The organism is Paenibacillus aestuarii (genome assembly GCF_027789125.1).
Taxonomy (GTDB): Bacteria; Bacillota; Bacilli; order Paenibacillales; family NBRC-103111; genus Paenibacillus_E; species Paenibacillus_E aestuarii.
In genome coordinates this window covers 1-17,697 of the sequence record NZ_JAQFVF010000030.1, presented here as the reverse complement: position 1 = coordinate 17,697, position 17,697 = coordinate 1, and the positions used below count along the sequence as shown (strand labels likewise).

Sequence of the window (17,697 nt, the reverse complement as noted above, 5' to 3'; positions counted from 1 at the left end):
CCCCTCACGCACCTAATTATTTATGGTTTCATTACTCGTTTTATTTGTAAATATTTGGGTTAATGCCCTTATTATATACGATTGAGTGTCACTGTAAAAATGCGCATATCCAGCACAAAATGTTTCACCCATCTTACTGAATGAAGATGTTTCCAATCGGGTAGCTTAAGGCAAGCAGGAGGTGTTAATTGGCTTGGATACCGATGTGAGCAAACCGGATTTATCCCCAGTACCTATATGGAGATGCAAAGACAAAGAATGCAAGGCATGGATGCGTGAGGAACTAGCCACCTCCCCTTCGCCGGAATGCCCTCTGTGCAAGGGCGGCATGGTCAAAAGCATCAAGCATTTGCCAAAGCTGGTGAACAAAAAAAGCCGAAAAAAATCGTGAAGCCTCCGCTTCACGATTTTATTTTATTCCAGCAAGCCCAAACCTCGCGCCTGTGCGTATACACGAGCAGCACGAACGTCCCCAGCCATACCCACCACACAACAAGCGTGAACGAACGCGCATATAAATAAACGCCAACAAGCAGCATGCCGGTCACCACCTGCAAGCCATCCGCCTCTGTAATAGAGAGCCCGCCCCTATTGGCGAAACGAAGAATCACAACAAGCACCGCCATAATGACTGCATAAGCCAAAGATACCTCGAACATCGTAAGCCCGCTCCAGACGCCGAACGTCACGGCAATCGCTTTGCCCCCTTTCCCTTTGAGGAATGGAGAAAAGGCATGCCCGGCAATCGGCGCCAGCGCGATCGGGATCATCCCCAGCCCTTGTACAAGCCCGAGTGCCGCATAGACCGGAAGATAGCCTTTTAAAAAATCAAGTACAATGCCCGCCAGCCCAAATTTATAGCCGGATGCTTTCCACAGATTCAGGGCGCCGGGATTGCCGTCACCAACGGTTTTTAGATTCTTGCTCATGAGCAGCCCCAACCAATAGGAGAACATCAGAGATCCCGACACAAAAGCGCCTGCCGTCAGCCAAATGATCATCGGTCTCGTCGGCCCCCCACCTGGATGTGCCTGCCTTTCCAAGCGACACGCTTCAGAAACACCACTTGATACGCCGAATAAAGCATAATCACAATAAAAAATAACGATGACACGCAATGAAGGACAGGCATTACAACGCCAAATGCCCCCACATATTTAATGAGGTAAAATATTTGCAGCATATAAAGTAAATAGGCGATAGCAAGCGGCAGCGCCCATGGTGTGTGCATCAAGCATACAGCAGACCCGGACACGATCAGTCCAATCACCCATAAGGCGATCGGAATAATCGTCCACTTGCTTAATGTTGAGGTGCTTAAAATCGCCCCTTTGCTGAAGCCCTCCAATTCACTGCGAATCCCTTGCGGATACATGCGAAATGAAACCATGCCGCAGCCGAGAAAATTCGTAACCGGGATCCCGGCCTCCATAAATTTGGAACCTAAAAACAGATCGTCCAGCACTTCCGACTTAATGCTCGCATGGCCGTTGATGCGGTCATAATCTTCTTTGGTGGCCAGGATGCAGGCGCCATACAAGCCTTTGCGCGGATTTCGCCGCTCCCCAGGCGACGTAAAAGCGAAAACGCCGAGCAAATTGGTGATCAGCGCCAGCTTCTCATACAACTTCTCCGTTTGATGATAGGGAACGACGGAAATAACGCCCCCTGACCGCTCCCTCGCTTCGATCAACGAGCCTACCGCCTGTGGAGCAAGCCGAATATCGGCGTCTAGAAAAAGAAGGAGCTCTCCTGCAGCATGCTGCCTGCCGTTCCAGACCGCCCAGTTCTTACCTGTCCACCCTGCAGGAAGGCTCATGCCTGTCACGACCTTAACCCCATAGCTTTCGGCGATTTCTCTGGTTCCATCCACGGAACCATCGTCAACGACGATCACTTCATAAGGTGCCACGGTCTGTAAGCGAAGCGACTCGAGCAGATGAGGCAGGTTACAGGCTTCATTCCTGGCAGGAATAATAACCGATAGCCTCCGCTCGTTCAGGGAGGGCTCGTGACCGTGACGGGTGGCAAGGAGGCGTGTGCGAAATAGGACGAATCCGCAAAGACAACCGGCGATACATAGCGCCAATATCCACATCCATGATCACTCCTTTTCCTAGTACCTATATATATGTGAGTGGTAAAACAAATAACCCGCCCGGCTTGCGCCAGAGCGGGTTATCCCTAAGTATCTATACCATAATTTTACAAATGCTGTTCGTAAACTCAACAGGATCCTGAACAGTCAAGCCCTCGATCAGAAGCGCTTGGTTATACAGCAGGTTCGTGTACAGGCTAAGCTTTTCTTTATCGTGCTGATGCGCGTTCTTCAGAGCGCCAAACACGTCGTGGTTGACGTTGATCTCCAACACTTTGTCAGCTTTGACATCTTGATTGTTCGGCATCGCCTTCAGAATTTTCTCCATCTCGATCGTCACTTCACCTTCCGTCGAGAGGCAGACCGGATGCGACTTCAGGCGCTTGGACGCTTTCACCTGCTTCACCTTATCGCTCAAAATGCCCTTCATCGCTTCAAAGAGCTCCTTGTTGTCGCTCTCCTCCGCTTCCGTTGGTGCATCTTTCGTATCCGGTTCGATCCCGAGGTCGCCGCTGGAGACGGATTTGAACTCTTTCTCTTTGTAGTTCATGAGCATTTTGATCGCGAACTCGTCGATGTCATCGGTGAAGTACAGAATTTCGTAACCTTTATCCGCTACGAGCTCGGTTTGCGGCAACTTGTCAATGCGTTCAATCGACTCGCCTGAAGCGTAGTAAATGAACTTCTGATCTTCCGGCATGCGCGAGACGTACTCATCTAAGGTAATCAGCTTTTTCTCCTTGGAGGAGTAGAACAGCAGCAGGTCCTGCAAGACATCCTTGTTCGCGCCGTAATCGCTGTAAACGCCGAACTTCAACTGTCTGCCGAACGATTTGTAGAATTGCTCGTACTTCTCTCTTTCGTCTTTCAGCAAGCTTTGCAGTTGGCTTTTGATCTTATTCTTAATGTTTTTTGCGATCAGAGTCAGCTGACGGTCGTGCTGCAGCATCTCCCGGGAAATATTCAGCGACAAGTCTTCGGAATCAACCATCCCTTTGACAAAGCTGAAATAATCCGGCAGCAGGTCCGCGCATTTATTCATAATCAGCACACCGTTGGAATACAGCTCCAGCCCTTTTTCATACTCCTTGGTGTAATAATCAAACGGGGTATTCTCCGGAATAAACAGAATAGCGTTGTAGACAACCGCGCCGTCTGCGCTGATATGGATATGCTTCAAAGGCTGATCAAAGCCGTATCGCTTTTCAAAATAGAAGTTATTATAATCTTCGGTGGTCAGCTCATTTTTATTTTTGCGCCAGATCGGCACCATGCTGTTCACCGTTTGTTCTTCGCGGTAGTCCTCGTACTCGCCGTCGCTGCCTTCCTTAGGCCTGCGTCCTGTGACGTCCATCTTAATCGGATAGCGGATGAAGTCAGAGTACTTTTTAATAATCGCTTTCAAACGGTACTCTTCCAAGTACTCATCGTACTGGTCGTCTTCTGTGTTATCTTTAATTTTCAAAATAATGTCCGTACCGACCGTCGCCTTCTCGCAAGGCACAATCGTATAACCGTCCGCGCCTTCGGACTCCCATTTGTACGCCTGATCGCTGCCCAGCGCTTTACTGATGACCGTCACCACGTCCGCCACCATGAATGCGGAGTAGAAGCCGACCCCGAACTGACCAATAATGTTGTGTCCGTCTTTAGCTTCATTCTCACTCTTAAAAGCGAGCGAGCCGCTCTTTGCAATCACACCCAGGTGATTCTCCAGCTCTTCCTCCGTCATCCCGATTCCCGTATCCGAAATCGTTAGCGTCCGGTTTGCTTGATCTGCCGTAACTTTAATGTAGTAATCGGCCTGGTTAAATACCAGCGTATCATCAGTTAAAGCCTTGTAATAAATTTTGTCGATCGCATCACTGGCATTCGATATTAATTCTCTTAAAAAGATTTCTCGCTGCGTATAAATGGAGTTAATCATCATTTCCAATAATCGTTTGGACTCGGCTTTAAACTGCTGCTTTGTTGTCATGAATAGACTCCTTTCAAAAGTGGCTGGCATATTGTTTAGCACTCTTTTATTAAGAGTGCTAATTACTAATTTTTATATACCATATCGGTTTTTTAGATGTCAAGTCGTATTTAGGCGCTCGTACCTTTATAATAGAGGCAATCATCCTTTTTATTTTTTATAAGGAGCCTTCCAACTATGAACGCAACTTCCGCATTGAACGACGCACAGTGGTCCAAGCTGCTGGAACACGTCGCTGAAGCCTATAACGAGGTCACCCTGAGCCGGGGGTTCAACTATTTTAAACAACAGCACGTGACCTCTGTAACCATGACGGAGGACCGCATCGTGAAGGCCAGAGTCGAGGGCAATGAATCCTATGAGGTGACGATCAGCCTCGACAAGCCTCGTTCCAGCCACTGCACGTGCCCGGTCCATGCTTCCTGCAAGCATATGGCAGCCGTGCTGATGGAACTCGCCGACCGGATGGGCTATCCCGCTTCGCATATCATGAATGCCAAGCACCAGCTGAAACGGGCAGCTGCCGCTCCCGCGCTTGGGGCTTTACAGCAGCAATTACCTGCGATGGATGTGCCCGAGTGGCACAAAAAGATGGGCGAATTCACAGCTACCATTAAGCCCGCCTACGATCAAGGCATGTATACAGACATGCTGCGGGTTCAATTGCAGATGCTCAAGGAGATCCCGTTTTCCGAAACTGACAAACGATTTTGGGCTCTCCATCAGGAGCTGTTTATTTTAAAAAAAGTAAAAGAACAAAACGCGCTAGGCAGCGTCAACTATTACACATCCTTCGCCTTGTACCGGATCTACGACGATATCCAAGCATCGCTGAGGGCGGCAATATCATCCGCCTTCAACCCTGCGCTTGCGGAAGAGCGGTTAACGCAGACACTCGCTTATTTGAGAGAGCAGTTGGCCGGAGAAACGGGGCAGCGCTATTTGGAATTCGGCTTATACACCGAGCTTTGGACGCATTGGATTGCACCTTACGCCGATACAGCCCGCTGGGCGGAGCAGGAGCTGGATGCCATTCGGCATATGGAAGTTGCCCCCTTCTCCGCCTCCTTATCCGCAGCCGAGTCCTTTCTACTCATGCAGCTCGGCAAAGGCAAGATGGCTTGGCAGACCTTAGAAGCGGCTGGAGCTTTGAAACATGCGCAGCTAAGCGTGTTCCTCCCGTTCCTGAGCCATCTGCAGAGCGCCGGTCTGTGGGAGGACCTCACGTTCTGGCTGGTGAAGACCGCTTCCTGCTTCTATGGCAAACGGACTCACGAGCTGGATGCCTACACGACCTACTGGAAGGATGTCACTGCGCATTACCCGCCGGCCGAGCAGGAAATGTGGATCGTCCTGGAAGAGATGCTGCCGCATTCGCTGCGGATCATCGAGGACATTCTATATGAGCGCGAACAGTGGAAACCTTGGCTGGAAATGCAAATCGTGCAAGGGCGGACCCCGCTTCACCATAGGGTCAGCGTCCTGCAGCCGATCGAGAAAGAATCCCCACTACTGCTGCTCCCTTACTACCATCAAGCCGTGGAGCAGCATGTCGGGCTGAAAAATAGACAAGATTATAAAGCGGCCGTCAAGCTGCTGAAGCGTTTGGAAAAAATATACAAAAAGATGAAGAAACCAGAAGCTTGGAACCGCTTCTTTCAAGCCTTCGCAGAGCGTTACAGCCGGCTGCGTGCGCTGCAAGAGGAATTAAAGAAAGGAAAACTGCTGCCATGACCACAAAATTGCATAACATGCAGCTTCACGTCATGTTGACCGACAGCGGAGACGCCCTCCTCTGGGGCACACAGGATGGACTTGAGCTGACAGGGGACAAGCTGCGGAGGCTGCTGTTCACTTGGCACGAGCCCTCTTGCTACGGCACCATGCTCGAACTCCAGCAAGCCGGAGAGCTAGCCGTAACGGTTCTGCCCGCAGAGATGGTGCTTCCGTTCTTTGCCGCTCCGGACTTCATGGAAGTTCTGCGCTGGGAGAGCGGCAATGAAGCTGCGGCAAGCTTGCTGCACGTCGCGCCTGTTCTGTATCACGAAGCGCAGGAAGGCCGCTTCCTGCCAAGCTACCAAGCTTTCCGCGAAGGAAAGCTGCAGTGGAGCTGGGACAGCGGCCGGAGCGAACTCTCGCAGCTGGACGGTCTAAGCGACGGATCTAACGCTGGCCTCCGCGCCGCGTTCTCCGCCGTCGTCACGGCAGAGCGCTACGCTGATGAAGCTGCCCTCGCGGACTTGCGGCGAGACTATCCGTCGCTGTTTAATGGCAGCGCTGCGGCGGCGGGCTTCACCGAAGAGGAATGGCTCGTCAGCCTCGGCTGGAAGCCGGATACGGCACCATTCCGCCCTGCGCTGCAGCTGCTCGAGCCCAGTGACGAACACGAACAGTACGACTGGCAGCTGCGCCTCGTCCTCCAGGACAAAACCGACGGCGCCTCGCTCGTGCCGATTTGCCTCGAGGCGGACGGTCTGGCCCATGGCACATGGTCCAGCGAGTGGACGCCGTTCATCCGCGAGCGCGCTCCCGGATGGGCGGCGAGGCTGACCGCCGCCCTGCCTACGGACAGCGGCGGCGAACTGTTTGCGGAACCGCTTAGCGATGAAGACGCTTGGCGGTTCCTGACGACAGACAGCCGTCAGCTGCTCAGCGACGGCTGGAACGTTATGCTTCCCGCCTGGTGGGAAGCTGCATCCAAGCGCCGGCCGCGGCTGCGCGCGCAGGTGGCCGACGAGTTCGGCAGCGGTGGCGGCCAAGGCAAGCGCCAGTCGCTGTTCGGGCTGAACGCCATCGTCGACTTCGACTGGCGGATTGCCATCGGCAGCGCCGATCTTAGCGAACGTGAGTTCGCCGATCTGCTCAGCCGCAAGCAGCGCCTCATCCGTTTCCGTGGGGAATGGGTCTATCTCGACCCGGCGCTGCTGGAACAAATCCGCCGGCTCATGGAGAGCGTGAGCCCGGAAGAAGGCTTGTCCTTGCAGGACGTCCTGCAACTCCATTTGCTACAGGAAGCTAACGGACAGCCATCCGCGTCCTCCCGCAACGAGACAACGGATGAAGAGGACGAGGCGCGCATTCAGATGGAAGTTGAGCTGAATACGCATCTGACCGCACTGCTTCGCCAATTGGAAAAGCCGTCCGAGCTGCAGGAGCTGGCTGTGCCTGCCGGGCTGCACGCCGAGCTGCGGAGCTATCAGCGCGAAGGTTTCACTTGGCTGAGCTTCCTGCGCCAATTCGGCCTTGGCGCTTGTCTGGCCGACGATATGGGCCTCGGCAAAACGATCCAGTTCATCACCTATCTATTGCATCATCAGGAAGTATCGGAGCATCCCGCCCTGTTGGTCTGCCCGACCTCCGTGCTCGGCAACTGGCAAAAAGAACTGGCGCGATTTGCCCCCGATTTGACCGTCATGCTCCACTATGGCAAAGGACGGCTGAGCGGTCAAGCTCTGGCTGAGGCACTCAAACATACGGATGTTGTCATCACTTCCTATACAACGGCTTTGCTGGATGTAGAGACCTTGCAAGAGACGATGTGGAGCTCGCTTTGCCTGGACGAGGCCCAGAACATCAAGAACGCGCAAAACAAACAATCCATCGCCATTCGCTCACTTCGCGCCCGGCATCGCATCGCCTTGACCGGAACACCGATTGAGAATCGATTATCAGAGCTGTGGTCGATCTATGATTTTATTAATCCCGGCTATCTAGGGAATCAGCGGGGCTTCCAGCACCGTTTTGCCAATCCGATCGAAAAACACGGCGACGAAGAGCGCACCGCCCAGCTCCAGAAGCTGGTCAAGCCCTTCATGCTGCGCCGCAAGAAGAAAGATCCCGGCATTCAGCTAGACTTGCCGGATAAGCTGGAAACGAAGGTCTACATCAACCTGACCGCTGAGCAAGGCGCCCTCTACGAGCAAGCCGTCAAGGATCTGCTGGAGCGGATGAAAGAGCTCGAGGGCATCGAGCGCAAGGGGGCGATCTTGGCGGCTCTGACCAAGCTTAAGCAGCTGTGTGATCATCCGATCCTGATGACCAAAGAAACCGCTTTGCCCGAAGAGATGCTGCATGACGAAGAGCAGCGCGAAGCGTTTATCTCTCGGTCGGCGAAGCTCGAGCGGCTGATCGCGATGGTCGACGAGCTTCGTGATGAAGGCGACTCGTGCCTTATCTTTACCCAGTATGTCGGCATGGGCCGCATGCTGGCTGATATTTTGCAGGCTCAGCGCGACGAGCCTGTGCTGTTCTTGAACGGCAGCGTGCCGAAGACGGAGCGCGATAAGATGATCGACAGGTTCCAGTCTGGAAGCGGACCTGGCATCTTCGTTTTATCCTTGAAAGCCGGCGGTGTCGGCCTCAACCTGACGGCGGCCAATCACGTGTTCCACTTTGACCGCTGGTGGAACCCTGCCGTTGAGAACCAGGCCACCGATCGCGCCTATCGGATGGGCCAGAAGCGCAACGTGCAGGTGCATAAGTTTATCTCCTTCGGCACCTTGGAGGAGAAGATCGACGAGATGCTGGAGAGCAAAATGAGCCTCAGCGAGAACGTCATCTCCACCTCCGAGGGCTGGATTACGGAGCTATCCAACGAGGAGCTGCGCGACTTGTTTACGCTGCGGCAATCTTGGTAACATAAAAAGGCAACCTTCAGTCGTTCTTTACGGACTGAAGGCTGCCTTTTTTTTACTCTTGCTCCATCACTTTATAATGCGGCTCCCAGCCTAACAGCTTTTTCGCTTTCGCATTGGAGATCAGCGACACACGACCTTCCAGCGGCATGCGAATGTCTTTGACGCCAGGGAGATATTGCTCCACGAGCTCCTTCGTCTGGCGGTTCGACGAACTGTCGTCTGCAGCAATAATGAGTGCTTCCGCGCCCAGCCCTTCCGCTTCGATCGCTTTCCGGCAAGCCGAAGCAACGTCTCTTGCGTCAATGTACGACCAGAGAATCCGCAGGCGAGCTTCCGTATTGTCAAAATTAGCTTTCAGCTGCGCATAGCTTTCAGGCACCAAAATATTGCCTAAACGGAAGCTGACAGCCTGCATGCCGGTACGCCGATGGTACGCTTGCGCTGTCACCTCGTTCACGACTTTGGACAGGCCATAGCTGTCTTCCGGCAGCTGCGGGTGTTCCTCATCAATCGGCAAATACTTCGGCTCAAAAAACTCGCTGGCAAAGCAGATGCCATAAGACGATTCGCTGGATGCGATCACGACTTTTTGAATACCGAAGTTAGCCGCTGCCTCGAGAATGTTGTAAGTGCTCATTACATTGTTACGGAAACATACGTCATTCGTATGGGTATAAGCCTGCGGAATCGCAGCAAAATGCACGATCCCCGCCACTTCCTGGCGGTTGCCCTGGCTGTAAGGCGCGAGCGCATTATGAACTTGTCCCAAATCGTTCAAATCGGTAATGATCGTCCGGCAAATCGGCTCCTCCGGCAGCTTCATATCCAAGTTAATCACTTCATAACCGTGTTCAACAAAATCTTTCAAAATCCATTGGCCCGCTTTTCCGCTGCCGCCTGTTACAATTACGCGTGGTTTTCCCATAACGTCCTCCTGGTATGAATTCGGTTAGCTGCTATCCCAACCATTATACGAGGAATGCTGGGTTCTGATAAGAACTGAAAAAATTGTCAGTTAGTTACATGCAAGTAAGTATAAAAAAAGCACCCCTTATAGGATGCGTCAACATTAAAACTATTTTTCTACAATATTACATTTTATACAAATCATGCTATAATAGACTGTGCAATAGAATAGGCTTTATGGGCGGTCTGGCTTAGTCTCCCGGAAGGGAGGTGCAGCCTATGGAGGTACATCAAGCGTTACAGTTAATGTTCCTATTCGGAATGTTCATCTTAGCGTTGCTAACCTACCTGAAACGGAAATAGACCGCCCTGGGATAAGGATGCAGTCTATTTCGCTAGCTACCTAATTTAGAAGCCTACCGCCCTTAAAAGCGGCTATTGCGCAATGGAGTCGCTAGCACCCGGCTCCATTTTGCATTCTACACAAATCATACTTCCAGTATACCACATCATTTCCCAATTTTTAATATATTTTTCTCAATTAAGATAAATCGCATCTATTTGCCCATCAAACCGGATATACCGGATGCTTCCGTTCTGTAAATACGATATCTTTCGAGGCGTACGCCGCAAAACGCTTGATCAGCTCGCCCCGCAGCGAATTAGCCGGTATGATCCCGTCAATCACCATATCGGAAGCCAGATGGTAGATATCGATATCCTTGCGGTACTCCTCCCGCTTGCTTGTGATGAAATCCGACCGTTCCTGCTCCGGCAGCCCGGCAATCTTATTGGCGTATACTGCGTTGACCGCTGCTTCCGGGCCCATGACGGCGATTTGCGCAGACGGCAGCGCCAGACAGCAGTCGGGCTCGAACGCCGGCCCAGCCATAGCATATAGACCCGCGCCATACGCTTTGCGGACGATAATCGATATTTTCGGTACGGTCGCTTCCGATACGGCGGCAATCATTTTGGCGCCATGCCGAATAATCCCCGCCTGTTCGACGCTAGTGCCGACCATAAACCCCGGTACATCTGCCAGAAATAGAAGCGGTATGTGAAAAGCATCGCACAAGCAGATGAACTTCGCCGCTTTATCCGCAGAATCGTGGAACAAAATGCCCCCCTTAACCCGCGGTTGATTCGCGATAATGCCCACAGGCTTACCGTCAAACCGGGCGAGACCGGTTATCAGCTCTTTGGCAAACAGCTTTTTGATCTCGAAAAAAGAATGCTCATCAATGATCCGCTCGATCAGATCATACATATCGAACGACGCATATTGATTGTTGGGAATGATCTCTTCGAGTGATTTTTTCGTCGGTCTGGGTGGCTTCGGCTCCCCGTTCCGTGGTTTTTCAGCAAAGCTTGCTGGGAAAAAAGCGAGATATTCCCGCGCCAGCGCAATCGCTTCTTCCTCGCTGTACGCGAGCACATCGCCGCAACCGGACGTTGAGCAGTGCATCTTCGCGCCGCCGAGCTGTTCCAGCGTCGCTTTTTCGCCGGTGACGATCTCCACAATACGCGGTGACCCGAGATACATCGAGGCATTGCCTTCCACCATGATGACGATATCGCAAAATGCTGGGATATACGCGCCGCCTGCCGCGGACGGCCCAAACAACAGGCATACCTGCGGAATTTTTCCGGACAGCTTCACTTCATTGTAAAAAATCCGCCCAGCCCCGCGCCGTCCGGGGTACATCTCCACCTGTTCGGTGATCCGCGCTCCCGCCGAGTCAACCAAATACAGCAAAGGTACCCGCAGCTTATCGGCGGTTTCCTGCATGCGAATGATTTTTTCGACTGTCCGCGCGCCCCAAGAGCCTGCTTTCACTGTCGAATCGTTGGCAATCACACATACAGATTGCCCATGTATACGCCCAATTGCGGTGACAACCCCGTCAGCAGGCAGCTCCGCATCTGCACAGTTGGCAAATAGCGCATCCTCAATCTCAAAATCAGGATCAAATAACAGCTTCAACCGATCACGGACAAAAAGCTTTCGCTGCTCCGCATTTTTTTCGTGGTATTTAGCCGCCCCTCCTTTTTTAATCCGATCGATACGCGCTTGCAGCTCAGCTTCCTGGGATTCATATTCGCTTGACATCTCCATTACTCCCCTTTAAAAATCGGGTGGCGTTTCTCACGGAACGCTAGCAGCCCTTCCAGGCGATCCTTGGTAGAAAGAATAGCTTCGTACGCTTGGCGTTCAATCCCTAAGCCTGTTTGAATATCCTGATGCAGCCCCTGATCTATCGCCAGCTTGGCTCCGGCAATCGCTAGCGGCGCATTTCGGACGATTTGCCCGGCGATCTCCATCGCCTGATGCAGAACGGACCCGGCTGGTGTGACGAATTCGACAAGCCCGATTTGCAACGCCTCCTCTGCCGTGATCCGCCTTGCGGTAAAAATCAGCTCCTTCGCCCGGCCGATCCCAACGAGTCTTGGCAGACGCTGCGTCCCCCCGGCGCCGGGTAGAATGCCCAGCGACGTCTCCGTCAGGCCGAACTGGGCATTGTGCGAGGCCATGCGGATATCACAGGCTAAGGCCAGCTCCAGCCCTCCGCCAAAAGCCACACCCTGCATAGCCGCTATCACTGGCTTGGGAAGCGCTTCCAGTGATTGGATTGTCTCCCCGATTCTCGCTACGGCTTGGCGTGCTTGCTCTTCGCTCATGCTTGCTCTTTCTTTCAGATCCGCCCCCGCGCAAAATACAGCGCCGCCCGCCCCTGTGATGACGACACAACGTACGGACGTTTCGCTCCGCAGCTCGTCGCAAATCGCCTGCAGCTCACTCAACATTTGCAGCGATAAGGCGTTGGCGGCATGCGGCCTGTTTAGCGTAATGACAGCGATTCCCCCGTCCTTTTTTTCCAGCAGCACAACTTGTTGATTCATCCCTTCACCTCAAAATCTGGCTGGCAATCACCATTCGCTGAATTTCCGAGGTCCCTTCTCCGATCTCCAGCAGCTTCGCGTCCCGCAGGCAGCGTTCCACTTCATATTCCCTCATGTAGCCATACCCGCCATGAATTTGCACCGCCTGATCGCACACCCGCATGCACATTTCAGAAGCAAACAATTTCGCTATTGCCGCCTCTTTCTTAAAAGCCCTGCCCTGATCTTTCAGCCACGCAGCTTTATAGACCATATTGCGGGCCACTTCAATGTGCATGGCCATGTCCGCCAGCTTGAACTGGATCGCCTGGAAGGCAGATAGCGTGCTTCCGAACTGTTTACGCTGCTTGGCATACTGCACGGCCTTCTCAAATGCGCTCTGGGCGATGCCCACGGCCATAGCGCCAATGCCGATTCGCCCTCCGTCCAGCGTAGCCAGAAACTGCCTATAGCCGTTGCCCTGAGTGCCCAACAGGCTTTCCTTCGGAACACGCACTTGGTCCAGGACCAGCTCCGTCGTGTTAGAGGCGTGCAGCCCCATTTTTTCATAATGGCTCAGCACCGTAAACCCTGGCGCATCCGTTGGCACGATGAAAGCGCTAATGCCGCCAGCTCCCTTGCTGCGGTCGGTCACGGCTGTCAAAACCAGACTTCGCGCATAGCTCGCGTTCGTGATAAAGCATTTGGAGCCGCTAATTATCCAGTCGTCTCCATCTCTTACAGCCGTCGTTCGCGTGCCCGCCGCGTCCGACCCGGCATCCGGTTCCGTCAAGCCAAATGCGCCCAAATATTCCCCCTTGCACAGCGGGGTCAAATAGCGCACTTTCTGCTCCTCCGTCCCGAATGCATATAAAGGCGCGCCTCCTAGCGAGATATGCGCCGAATACGTAATCCCGGTCGAGGCACATGCCCGGCTCAGCTCCTCAACAACGATCGCAAAGCTGATCGTATCCGCGCCAGCCCCCCCGTATGCCTCAGGAAACGGGAGTCCCATGAAGCCGAGTATCGCCAGCTTCTCAAATATCTCCTTCGGGAACACGCCGGTGCGGTCTCTTTCCACAGCTCCCGGAGCAACTTCCGCATCGGCAAAATCATGGATAATCTTGCGAATCATCGCCTGCTCCGGCGTTAAATCGAAATGCATTGTCTCCACATCCCTTCTTCTGTCAGACTTGGGAGAGCGCCTCGTCTTCGATCTCGATTTCGAGCCGCATCAGGTTTGAAGCGTAGCATTTTCCAAGATTATCCATACGTAGCGATGCAGAACCTCCGCCAGCTAATGCCTCCTTGCACACGAAGTTCATCGCCTGCAGATTCGGCACCAAATAACGCTTCACTTCGCCCAACATCATTCCCGCGAAATGAGCTTTCACCCGCTCTGCCGTCAATTCCCGCACGAGTACATGATAGATCGCATCGTTCAGGGCAATTACAGCGATGTTGATGGTGTTTCCTTTGTCGCCAGAGCGAGCCTGTACCAGGTGCCTCAACTGTCTTCTTGCCATGCCTCACACCTCCAGCACATTCACTTGAATGCCGTCTTCGATCATATCCCGCGCAATAAGACATGACCACATACCCAGCAGCTCGCGCGGCTTCATAACACCCAAAAACCCGCCTAATGCCGGAGGACCACTGAGCATTAACGGAGGAAACAGCCTGCCTAATGCTGCTGCTTTCTCCTTACTTCTCGAGCGGACAGCGATCCGCAAGTAAATCTCGTTCAGCTCTTCCTTAGGCGGTGCAGCAAGGGGGCCGTGCAGCGAATTATACCCGAGATAGTCCGTCTGGATCTCCTCTACCTGCAGTCTGATTCGCTCCATCTGCTTCCGAATGATGCGATCGGCTGCTCTGGCCTTCTCTAGCGCATCCGGCCACGAATAGCCGCATATCGCTTGCCCCAACCATCCGTCGGAGTAGCCCATGACAATTTTGAGCGTATCCGGCCGTTTAGAGCCTTGTGCGCCTGTGACCCGCACCCGATTATCGCCGGCTGCTTCAAGCTGAACCTTCGTCACATCCAGCACGACATCCGGTGTCAAATACGCGGCTGGATCGTGAATCTCATACAGCAGCTGCTCTTTAACCGTTTGGATGGAAACACGCCCGCCTGTCCCTTCTGTCTTGGTTATCACGAATTCGCCGTCTTCGCTGACCTCGGCCACGGGAAAGCCGATCTGGTCCAAATCGGCAATCGACTGCCAATCCCCGCTGAAGTTCCCGCCTGACACCTGCCCGGAACATTCCATGAGGTGTCCCATCAGAATGCCTTGAGCCAGCCGATTCCAATCTTCTCGGTCCCAGCCAAACTCATAAAGCAGCGGTGCCACAAATAACGCCGAATCCGCGACGCGTCCCGTTACCACGATATCCGCTCCCTGACGGAGCGCCTCGGCAACGGGATCAGCCCCTACATACGCATTCGCAAATACGATGCGCTCAAGAATGGGCTCGATCTCTCTGCCGTCCTCCATATGCGCAAGCGATATCCCTTGCGCCTTCCAGCCGGCTAGTCGTTCGCGCACATCGTCGCCTGTGACTACAGCTACCTTAAAGCCATATACGCCTAGCTCTCTTGCAATGCGCAGAATCTCCTGCTGGGCACCAAGCGGGTTCATGCCGCCGGCATTCGTTAAGAGCTTGATGCCCTTCTCTTTAACCAAAGGCAGCAATTCCCTCATCGTTCGGGTGATGTCTCCGGTAAAACCTTTGGCCGGGTCTCTCTGCCGGTCTTTTTGCAGAATAGCCAGCGTCAATTCCGCCAAGCAGTCGAAACAGAGGTATTGAATGTTTCCGTTCTTTGCCGTTTCAATGGCAGGTAAAATTGAATCCCCATAAAAGCCCTGGCCTGCTCCGATCCGAATCGTCTTCATGTCGTCCCCCTCTCCAAGTTGTAGACATCTGGTACATTCTATGAAATCCGAAATGAGTTTTATTCGAATTAATCGTCATTGCAAACCGCATCGTACAGTTGGTATTGTATGCGAGCGCCTCGACCAACTCATTAATCCGATTCTGCCCGCCTAAATTGGCTAATCTATCCTTTACGATACTGTAGTCTGATTTTGCCCAGTTAAAGTGGCGACATCTGTTACCTCCCCCTCTGAGTCCGACTTTGCCCAACTAAACGCCCCCTAATCTGCTATGACGCCTCAAAGACACGATTTAGTTGTGTTTTTTCCGACTGCAGTGAGATTTAGCCGCTATCCCTCCTCTGCAATTGGGCAAAACCCAATAAACGCAAAAAAGATCGCCTTCAAGAAGGCGACCTTGAACATATTTCATTCTTATAGAGCTCACTACATTCCACATTCCTCACAATCCAATATCGTTCGCCAGAGAGGCGCATGGACAGGCATGGAAAAAGAGAAGCTGTTTCGCAGAGATTGACAAAGCGGAGAAAAACAGGAGGTTTCCAAAGACGGAAACGGGATGATATTTTACTAATGAAAAAACTCTTGCTACACAAGAGTAGCAAGAGTTTTTTGACGCTAAGCGGGTGATGGGAATCGAACCCACGCTACCAGCTTGGAAGGCTGGAGTTCTACCATTGAACTACACCCGCGTGTTATCGGGATGACACGATTTGAACATGCGACCCCCTGCTCCCAAAGCAGGTGCTCTACCAAGCTGAGCTACATCCCGATAAATTGTGAGCAATAATATGGCGTGCCCTGAGAGATTCGAACTCCCGACCTTTTGATTCGTAGTCAAACACTCTATCCAGCTGAGCTAAGGGCACAAATAAATGGAGCGGAAGACGGGATTCGAACCCGCGACCCTCGCCTTGGCAAGGCGATGCTCTACCCCTGAGCCACTTCCGCAAAGATGCGCGTAGAGGGACTTGAACCCCCACGGTCGCCCGCTAGATCCTAAGTCTAGTGCGTCTGCCAATTCCGCCATACGCGCGCATGTAAACATGTTAAAAGTGAGCCATGTAGGACTCGAACCTACGACACCCTGATTAAAAGTCAGGTGCTCTACCAACTGAGCTAATGGCTCTTAGTAATCCTGGCAGGGGCAGCAGGAATCGAACCCACACCAAAGGTTTTGGAGACCTTTGTTCTACCTTTAAACTATGCCCCTAAAGGATGTGGTGCCGTCGAGAGGACTTGAACCCCCAACCTACTGATTACAAGTCAGTTGCTCTACCAGTTGAGCTACAACGGCGTATGAAAAATGGCGGAGCCGACGGGATTCGAACCCGCGGTCTCCTGCGTGACAGGCAGGCATGTTAGGCCTCTACACCACGGCTCCGCGAAAATATGGTGAACGCTGACGGGATCGAACCGCCGACCCTTACCCTGTCAAGGTAATGCTCTCCCAGCTGAGCTAAGCGTTCAGAAATAGTGACCCGTAGGGGATTCGAACCCCTGTTACCTCCGTGAAAGGGAGGTGTCTTAACCCCTTGACCAACGGGCCTTGTCCAACAAATTATCCAACGGAGAGAGAGGGATTCGAACCCTCGCACCACTTGCGCAGTCTAACCCCTTAGCAGAGGGTCCCCTTGAGCCACTTGGGTATCTCTCCATAATATAGCGGCAGAGGGGCTCGAACCCCCGACCTTACGGGTATGAACCGTACGCTCTAGCCAGCTGAGCTACGCCGCCATATGGCTCCCCGAACAGGACTCGAACCTGTGACAACTCGATTAACAGTCGAGTGCTCTACCAACTGAGCTATCAGGGAATAATAATGGGCCCTAGTGGACTCGAACCACCGACCTCACCCTTATCAGGGGTGCGCTCTAACCAGCTGAGCTAAGGGCCCTTGGAATAAAAAAGCCCACCTGGTGGGCGTTCGCTTGGCAACGTTCTACTCTCCCAGAACCCTTCGGTTCAAGTACCATCGACGCTGGAGGGCTTAACGGTCGTGTTCGAGATGGGAACGCGTGGGTCCCCTCCGCCATCATCACCAAACGAATCAAGACTTGCACCCTGAAAACTAGATACGAAACTTACGTAAAGTGTGTTGCTTCTTTGAGTAAGAAGCAAATCTGAGAGACTTTGAACTCCGTTCAAAGATCCCTCTATTAGGTTAAGCCCTCGACCGATTAGTATTCGTCAGCTCCATACATTACTGCACTTCCACCTCGAACCTATCAACCTCGTCGTCTACAAGGGGTCTTACTAATTGGGAAATCTCATCTTGAGGGGGGCTTCACGCTTAGATGC

At 52.8% G+C, this 17,697-nt stretch carries 13 protein-coding genes, 15 tRNA genes and 2 rRNA genes; 4 read left to right on the top strand and 26 right to left on the bottom strand.

Annotated features, from left to right (window positions below; genetic code table 11):
- Positions 1-181: 181 nt before the first annotated feature.
- On the top strand, positions 182-391 hold the full coding sequence (locus O9139_RS14405) for a cold-inducible protein YdjO-related protein (RefSeq protein ID WP_333742646.1): 210 nt from the start codon (positions 182-184) through the stop codon (positions 389-391).
- Positions 392-401: 10 nt separating this feature from the next.
- On the opposite strand, the gene O9139_RS14400 is transcribed toward O9139_RS14405, so the two are convergent.
- The 3 genes from O9139_RS14400 to htpG all read right to left on the bottom strand — a co-directional run bounded on the left by O9139_RS14400 (position 402) and on the right by htpG (position 4,076).
- Positions 402-1,001 carry a glycerol-3-phosphate acyltransferase gene (locus tag O9139_RS14400; RefSeq protein ID WP_270880168.1) on the bottom strand — a complete coding sequence of 200 codons (600 nt, stop codon included), beginning with the start codon at positions 999-1,001 and terminating at the stop codon, positions 402-404.
- A complete protein-coding gene (locus O9139_RS14395) occupies positions 998-2,098 on the bottom strand; it encodes a glycosyltransferase (RefSeq protein ID WP_270880167.1) in 1,101 nt (366 codons plus the stop codon). The genes O9139_RS14400 and O9139_RS14395 overlap by 4 nt, the downstream gene beginning before the upstream one ends.
- 94 nt (positions 2,099-2,192) lie before the next feature.
- Entirely contained in the window at positions 2,193-4,076 is a 1,884-nt protein-coding gene (gene htpG / locus O9139_RS14390; RefSeq protein WP_270880166.1) for a molecular chaperone HtpG, read from the bottom strand.
- 177 nt (positions 4,077-4,253) lie between these two features.
- On the opposite strand from htpG, the gene O9139_RS14385 reads away from it, so the two are divergent.
- Positions 4,254-5,810, top strand: coding sequence for an SWIM zinc finger family protein (locus tag O9139_RS14385; protein WP_270880165.1), 1,557 nt, complete (start codon positions 4,254-4,256; stop codon positions 5,808-5,810).
- A complete protein-coding gene (locus O9139_RS14380; protein ID WP_270880164.1) occupies positions 5,807-8,713 on the top strand; it encodes a DEAD/DEAH box helicase in 2,907 nt (968 codons plus the stop codon). The genes O9139_RS14385 and O9139_RS14380 overlap by 4 nt, the downstream gene beginning before the upstream one ends.
- A gap of 52 nt (positions 8,714-8,765) precedes the next feature.
- Here O9139_RS14380 and O9139_RS14375 read toward each other — a convergent pair whose 3' ends face one another.
- On the bottom strand, positions 8,766-9,638 hold the full coding sequence (locus O9139_RS14375; protein WP_270880163.1) for an NAD-dependent epimerase/dehydratase family protein: 873 nt from the start codon (positions 9,636-9,638) through the stop codon (positions 8,766-8,768).
- 260 nt (positions 9,639-9,898) lie between these two features.
- Between O9139_RS14375 and O9139_RS14370 the strand changes: the two genes are divergently transcribed.
- A complete protein-coding gene (locus tag O9139_RS14370) occupies positions 9,899-9,982 on the top strand; it encodes a putative holin-like toxin (protein ID WP_270880235.1) in 84 nt (27 codons plus the stop codon).
- 205 nt (positions 9,983-10,187) lie between these two features.
- Here O9139_RS14370 and O9139_RS14365 read toward each other — a convergent pair whose 3' ends face one another.
- From O9139_RS14365 to O9139_RS14260, 22 genes are all read right to left on the bottom strand, one after another.
- Positions 10,188-11,738 (bottom strand): acyl-CoA carboxylase subunit beta, encoded by a 1,551-nt coding sequence (locus O9139_RS14365; protein WP_270880162.1) that lies wholly within the window; start codon positions 11,736-11,738, stop codon positions 10,188-10,190.
- Positions 11,738-12,523 (bottom strand): enoyl-CoA hydratase, encoded by a 786-nt coding sequence (locus O9139_RS14360; protein ID WP_270880161.1) that lies wholly within the window; start codon positions 12,521-12,523, stop codon positions 11,738-11,740. Before O9139_RS14360 ends, O9139_RS14365 begins: the two co-directional genes overlap by 1 nt.
- 4 nt (positions 12,524-12,527) lie before the next feature.
- On the bottom strand, positions 12,528-13,667 hold the full coding sequence (locus O9139_RS14355; RefSeq protein ID WP_270880160.1) for an acyl-CoA dehydrogenase: 1,140 nt from the start codon (positions 13,665-13,667) through the stop codon (positions 12,528-12,530).
- Between the two features lie 22 nt (positions 13,668-13,689).
- Positions 13,690-14,028: an AtuA-related protein gene (locus O9139_RS14350; RefSeq protein WP_270880159.1), complete on the bottom strand. Its 339-nt coding sequence runs from the start codon at positions 14,026-14,028 to the stop codon at positions 13,690-13,692.
- Between the two features lie 3 nt (positions 14,029-14,031).
- Positions 14,032-15,396: an acyclic terpene utilization AtuA family protein gene (locus tag O9139_RS14345; RefSeq protein WP_270880158.1), complete on the bottom strand. Its 1,365-nt coding sequence runs from the start codon at positions 15,394-15,396 to the stop codon at positions 14,032-14,034.
- Between the two features lie 621 nt (positions 15,397-16,017).
- Positions 16,018-16,088, bottom strand: a tRNA-Gly gene (locus O9139_RS14340).
- Between the two features lie 6 nt (positions 16,089-16,094).
- Positions 16,095-16,168: transfer RNA gene (locus tag O9139_RS14335), tRNA-Pro, on the bottom strand.
- 20 nt (positions 16,169-16,188) lie between these two features.
- A tRNA-Arg gene (locus O9139_RS14330) sits at positions 16,189-16,265 on the bottom strand.
- A 7-nt stretch (positions 16,266-16,272) separates the two neighbouring features.
- Positions 16,273-16,347: transfer RNA gene (locus O9139_RS14325), tRNA-Gly, on the bottom strand.
- 5 nt (positions 16,348-16,352) lie between these two features.
- A tRNA-Leu gene (locus tag O9139_RS14320) sits at positions 16,353-16,432 on the bottom strand.
- Positions 16,433-16,452: 20 nt separating this feature from the next.
- Positions 16,453-16,525, bottom strand: a tRNA-Lys gene (locus O9139_RS14315).
- Between the two features lie 10 nt (positions 16,526-16,535).
- Positions 16,536-16,609: transfer RNA gene (locus O9139_RS14310), tRNA-Trp, on the bottom strand.
- Between the two features lie 8 nt (positions 16,610-16,617).
- A tRNA-Thr gene (locus O9139_RS14305) sits at positions 16,618-16,693 on the bottom strand.
- 10 nt (positions 16,694-16,703) lie between these two features.
- Positions 16,704-16,780, bottom strand: a tRNA-Asp gene (locus O9139_RS14300).
- 9 nt (positions 16,781-16,789) lie between these two features.
- A tRNA-Val gene (locus O9139_RS14295) sits at positions 16,790-16,865 on the bottom strand.
- An 8-nt stretch (positions 16,866-16,873) separates the two neighbouring features.
- Positions 16,874-16,945, bottom strand: a tRNA-Glu gene (locus O9139_RS14290).
- Between the two features lie 20 nt (positions 16,946-16,965).
- Positions 16,966-17,053: transfer RNA gene (locus O9139_RS14285), tRNA-Ser, on the bottom strand.
- A gap of 6 nt (positions 17,054-17,059) precedes the next feature.
- Positions 17,060-17,133: transfer RNA gene (locus O9139_RS14280), tRNA-Met, on the bottom strand.
- A gap of 3 nt (positions 17,134-17,136) precedes the next feature.
- Positions 17,137-17,212 (bottom strand) — tRNA-Asn (locus tag O9139_RS14275).
- 7 nt (positions 17,213-17,219) lie between these two features.
- Positions 17,220-17,293: transfer RNA gene (locus tag O9139_RS14270), tRNA-Ile, on the bottom strand.
- Positions 17,294-17,325: 32 nt separating this feature from the next.
- Positions 17,326-17,442, bottom strand: a 5S ribosomal RNA gene (rrf, locus tag O9139_RS14265).
- A gap of 114 nt (positions 17,443-17,556) precedes the next feature.
- Positions 17,557-17,697: ribosomal RNA gene (locus O9139_RS14260) — 23S ribosomal RNA — on the bottom strand; the annotation flags it as partial.

What these genes read in the sequence shown, in the direction of transcription:
- O9139_RS14355 (WP_270880160.1), bottom strand. Translation starts at nt 13,667, where the DNA reads ATGCATTTCGATTTAACGCCGGAGCAGGCGATGATTCGCAAGATTATC.
- O9139_RS14370 (WP_270880235.1), top strand. Translation starts at nt 9,899, where the DNA reads ATGGAGGTACATCAAGCGTTACAGTTAATGTTCCTATTCGGAATGTTC.
- O9139_RS14345 (WP_270880158.1), bottom strand. Translation starts at nt 15,396, where the DNA reads ATGAAGACGATTCGGATCGGAGCAGGCCAGGGCTTTTATGGGGATTCA.
- O9139_RS14400 (WP_270880168.1), bottom strand. Translation starts at nt 1,001, where the DNA reads ATGATCATTTGGCTGACGGCAGGCGCTTTTGTGTCGGGATCTCTGATG.
- O9139_RS14395 (WP_270880167.1), bottom strand. Translation starts at nt 2,098, where the DNA reads ATGTGGATATTGGCGCTATGTATCGCCGGTTGTCTTTGCGGATTCGTC.
- O9139_RS14350 (WP_270880159.1), bottom strand. Translation starts at nt 14,028, where the DNA reads ATGGCAAGAAGACAGTTGAGGCACCTGGTACAGGCTCGCTCTGGCGAC.
- O9139_RS14360 (WP_270880161.1), bottom strand. Translation starts at nt 12,523, where the DNA reads ATGAATCAACAAGTTGTGCTGCTGGAAAAAAAGGACGGGGGAATCGCT.
- O9139_RS14380 (WP_270880164.1), top strand. Translation starts at nt 5,807, where the DNA reads ATGACCACAAAATTGCATAACATGCAGCTTCACGTCATGTTGACCGAC.
- O9139_RS14375 (WP_270880163.1), bottom strand. Translation starts at nt 9,638, where the DNA reads ATGGGAAAACCACGCGTAATTGTAACAGGCGGCAGCGGAAAAGCGGGC.
- O9139_RS14365 (WP_270880162.1), bottom strand. Translation starts at nt 11,738, where the DNA reads ATGGAGATGTCAAGCGAATATGAATCCCAGGAAGCTGAGCTGCAAGCG.
- O9139_RS14385 (WP_270880165.1), top strand. Translation starts at nt 4,254, where the DNA reads ATGAACGCAACTTCCGCATTGAACGACGCACAGTGGTCCAAGCTGCTG.
- htpG (WP_270880166.1), bottom strand. Translation starts at nt 4,076, where the DNA reads ATGACAACAAAGCAGCAGTTTAAAGCCGAGTCCAAACGATTATTGGAA.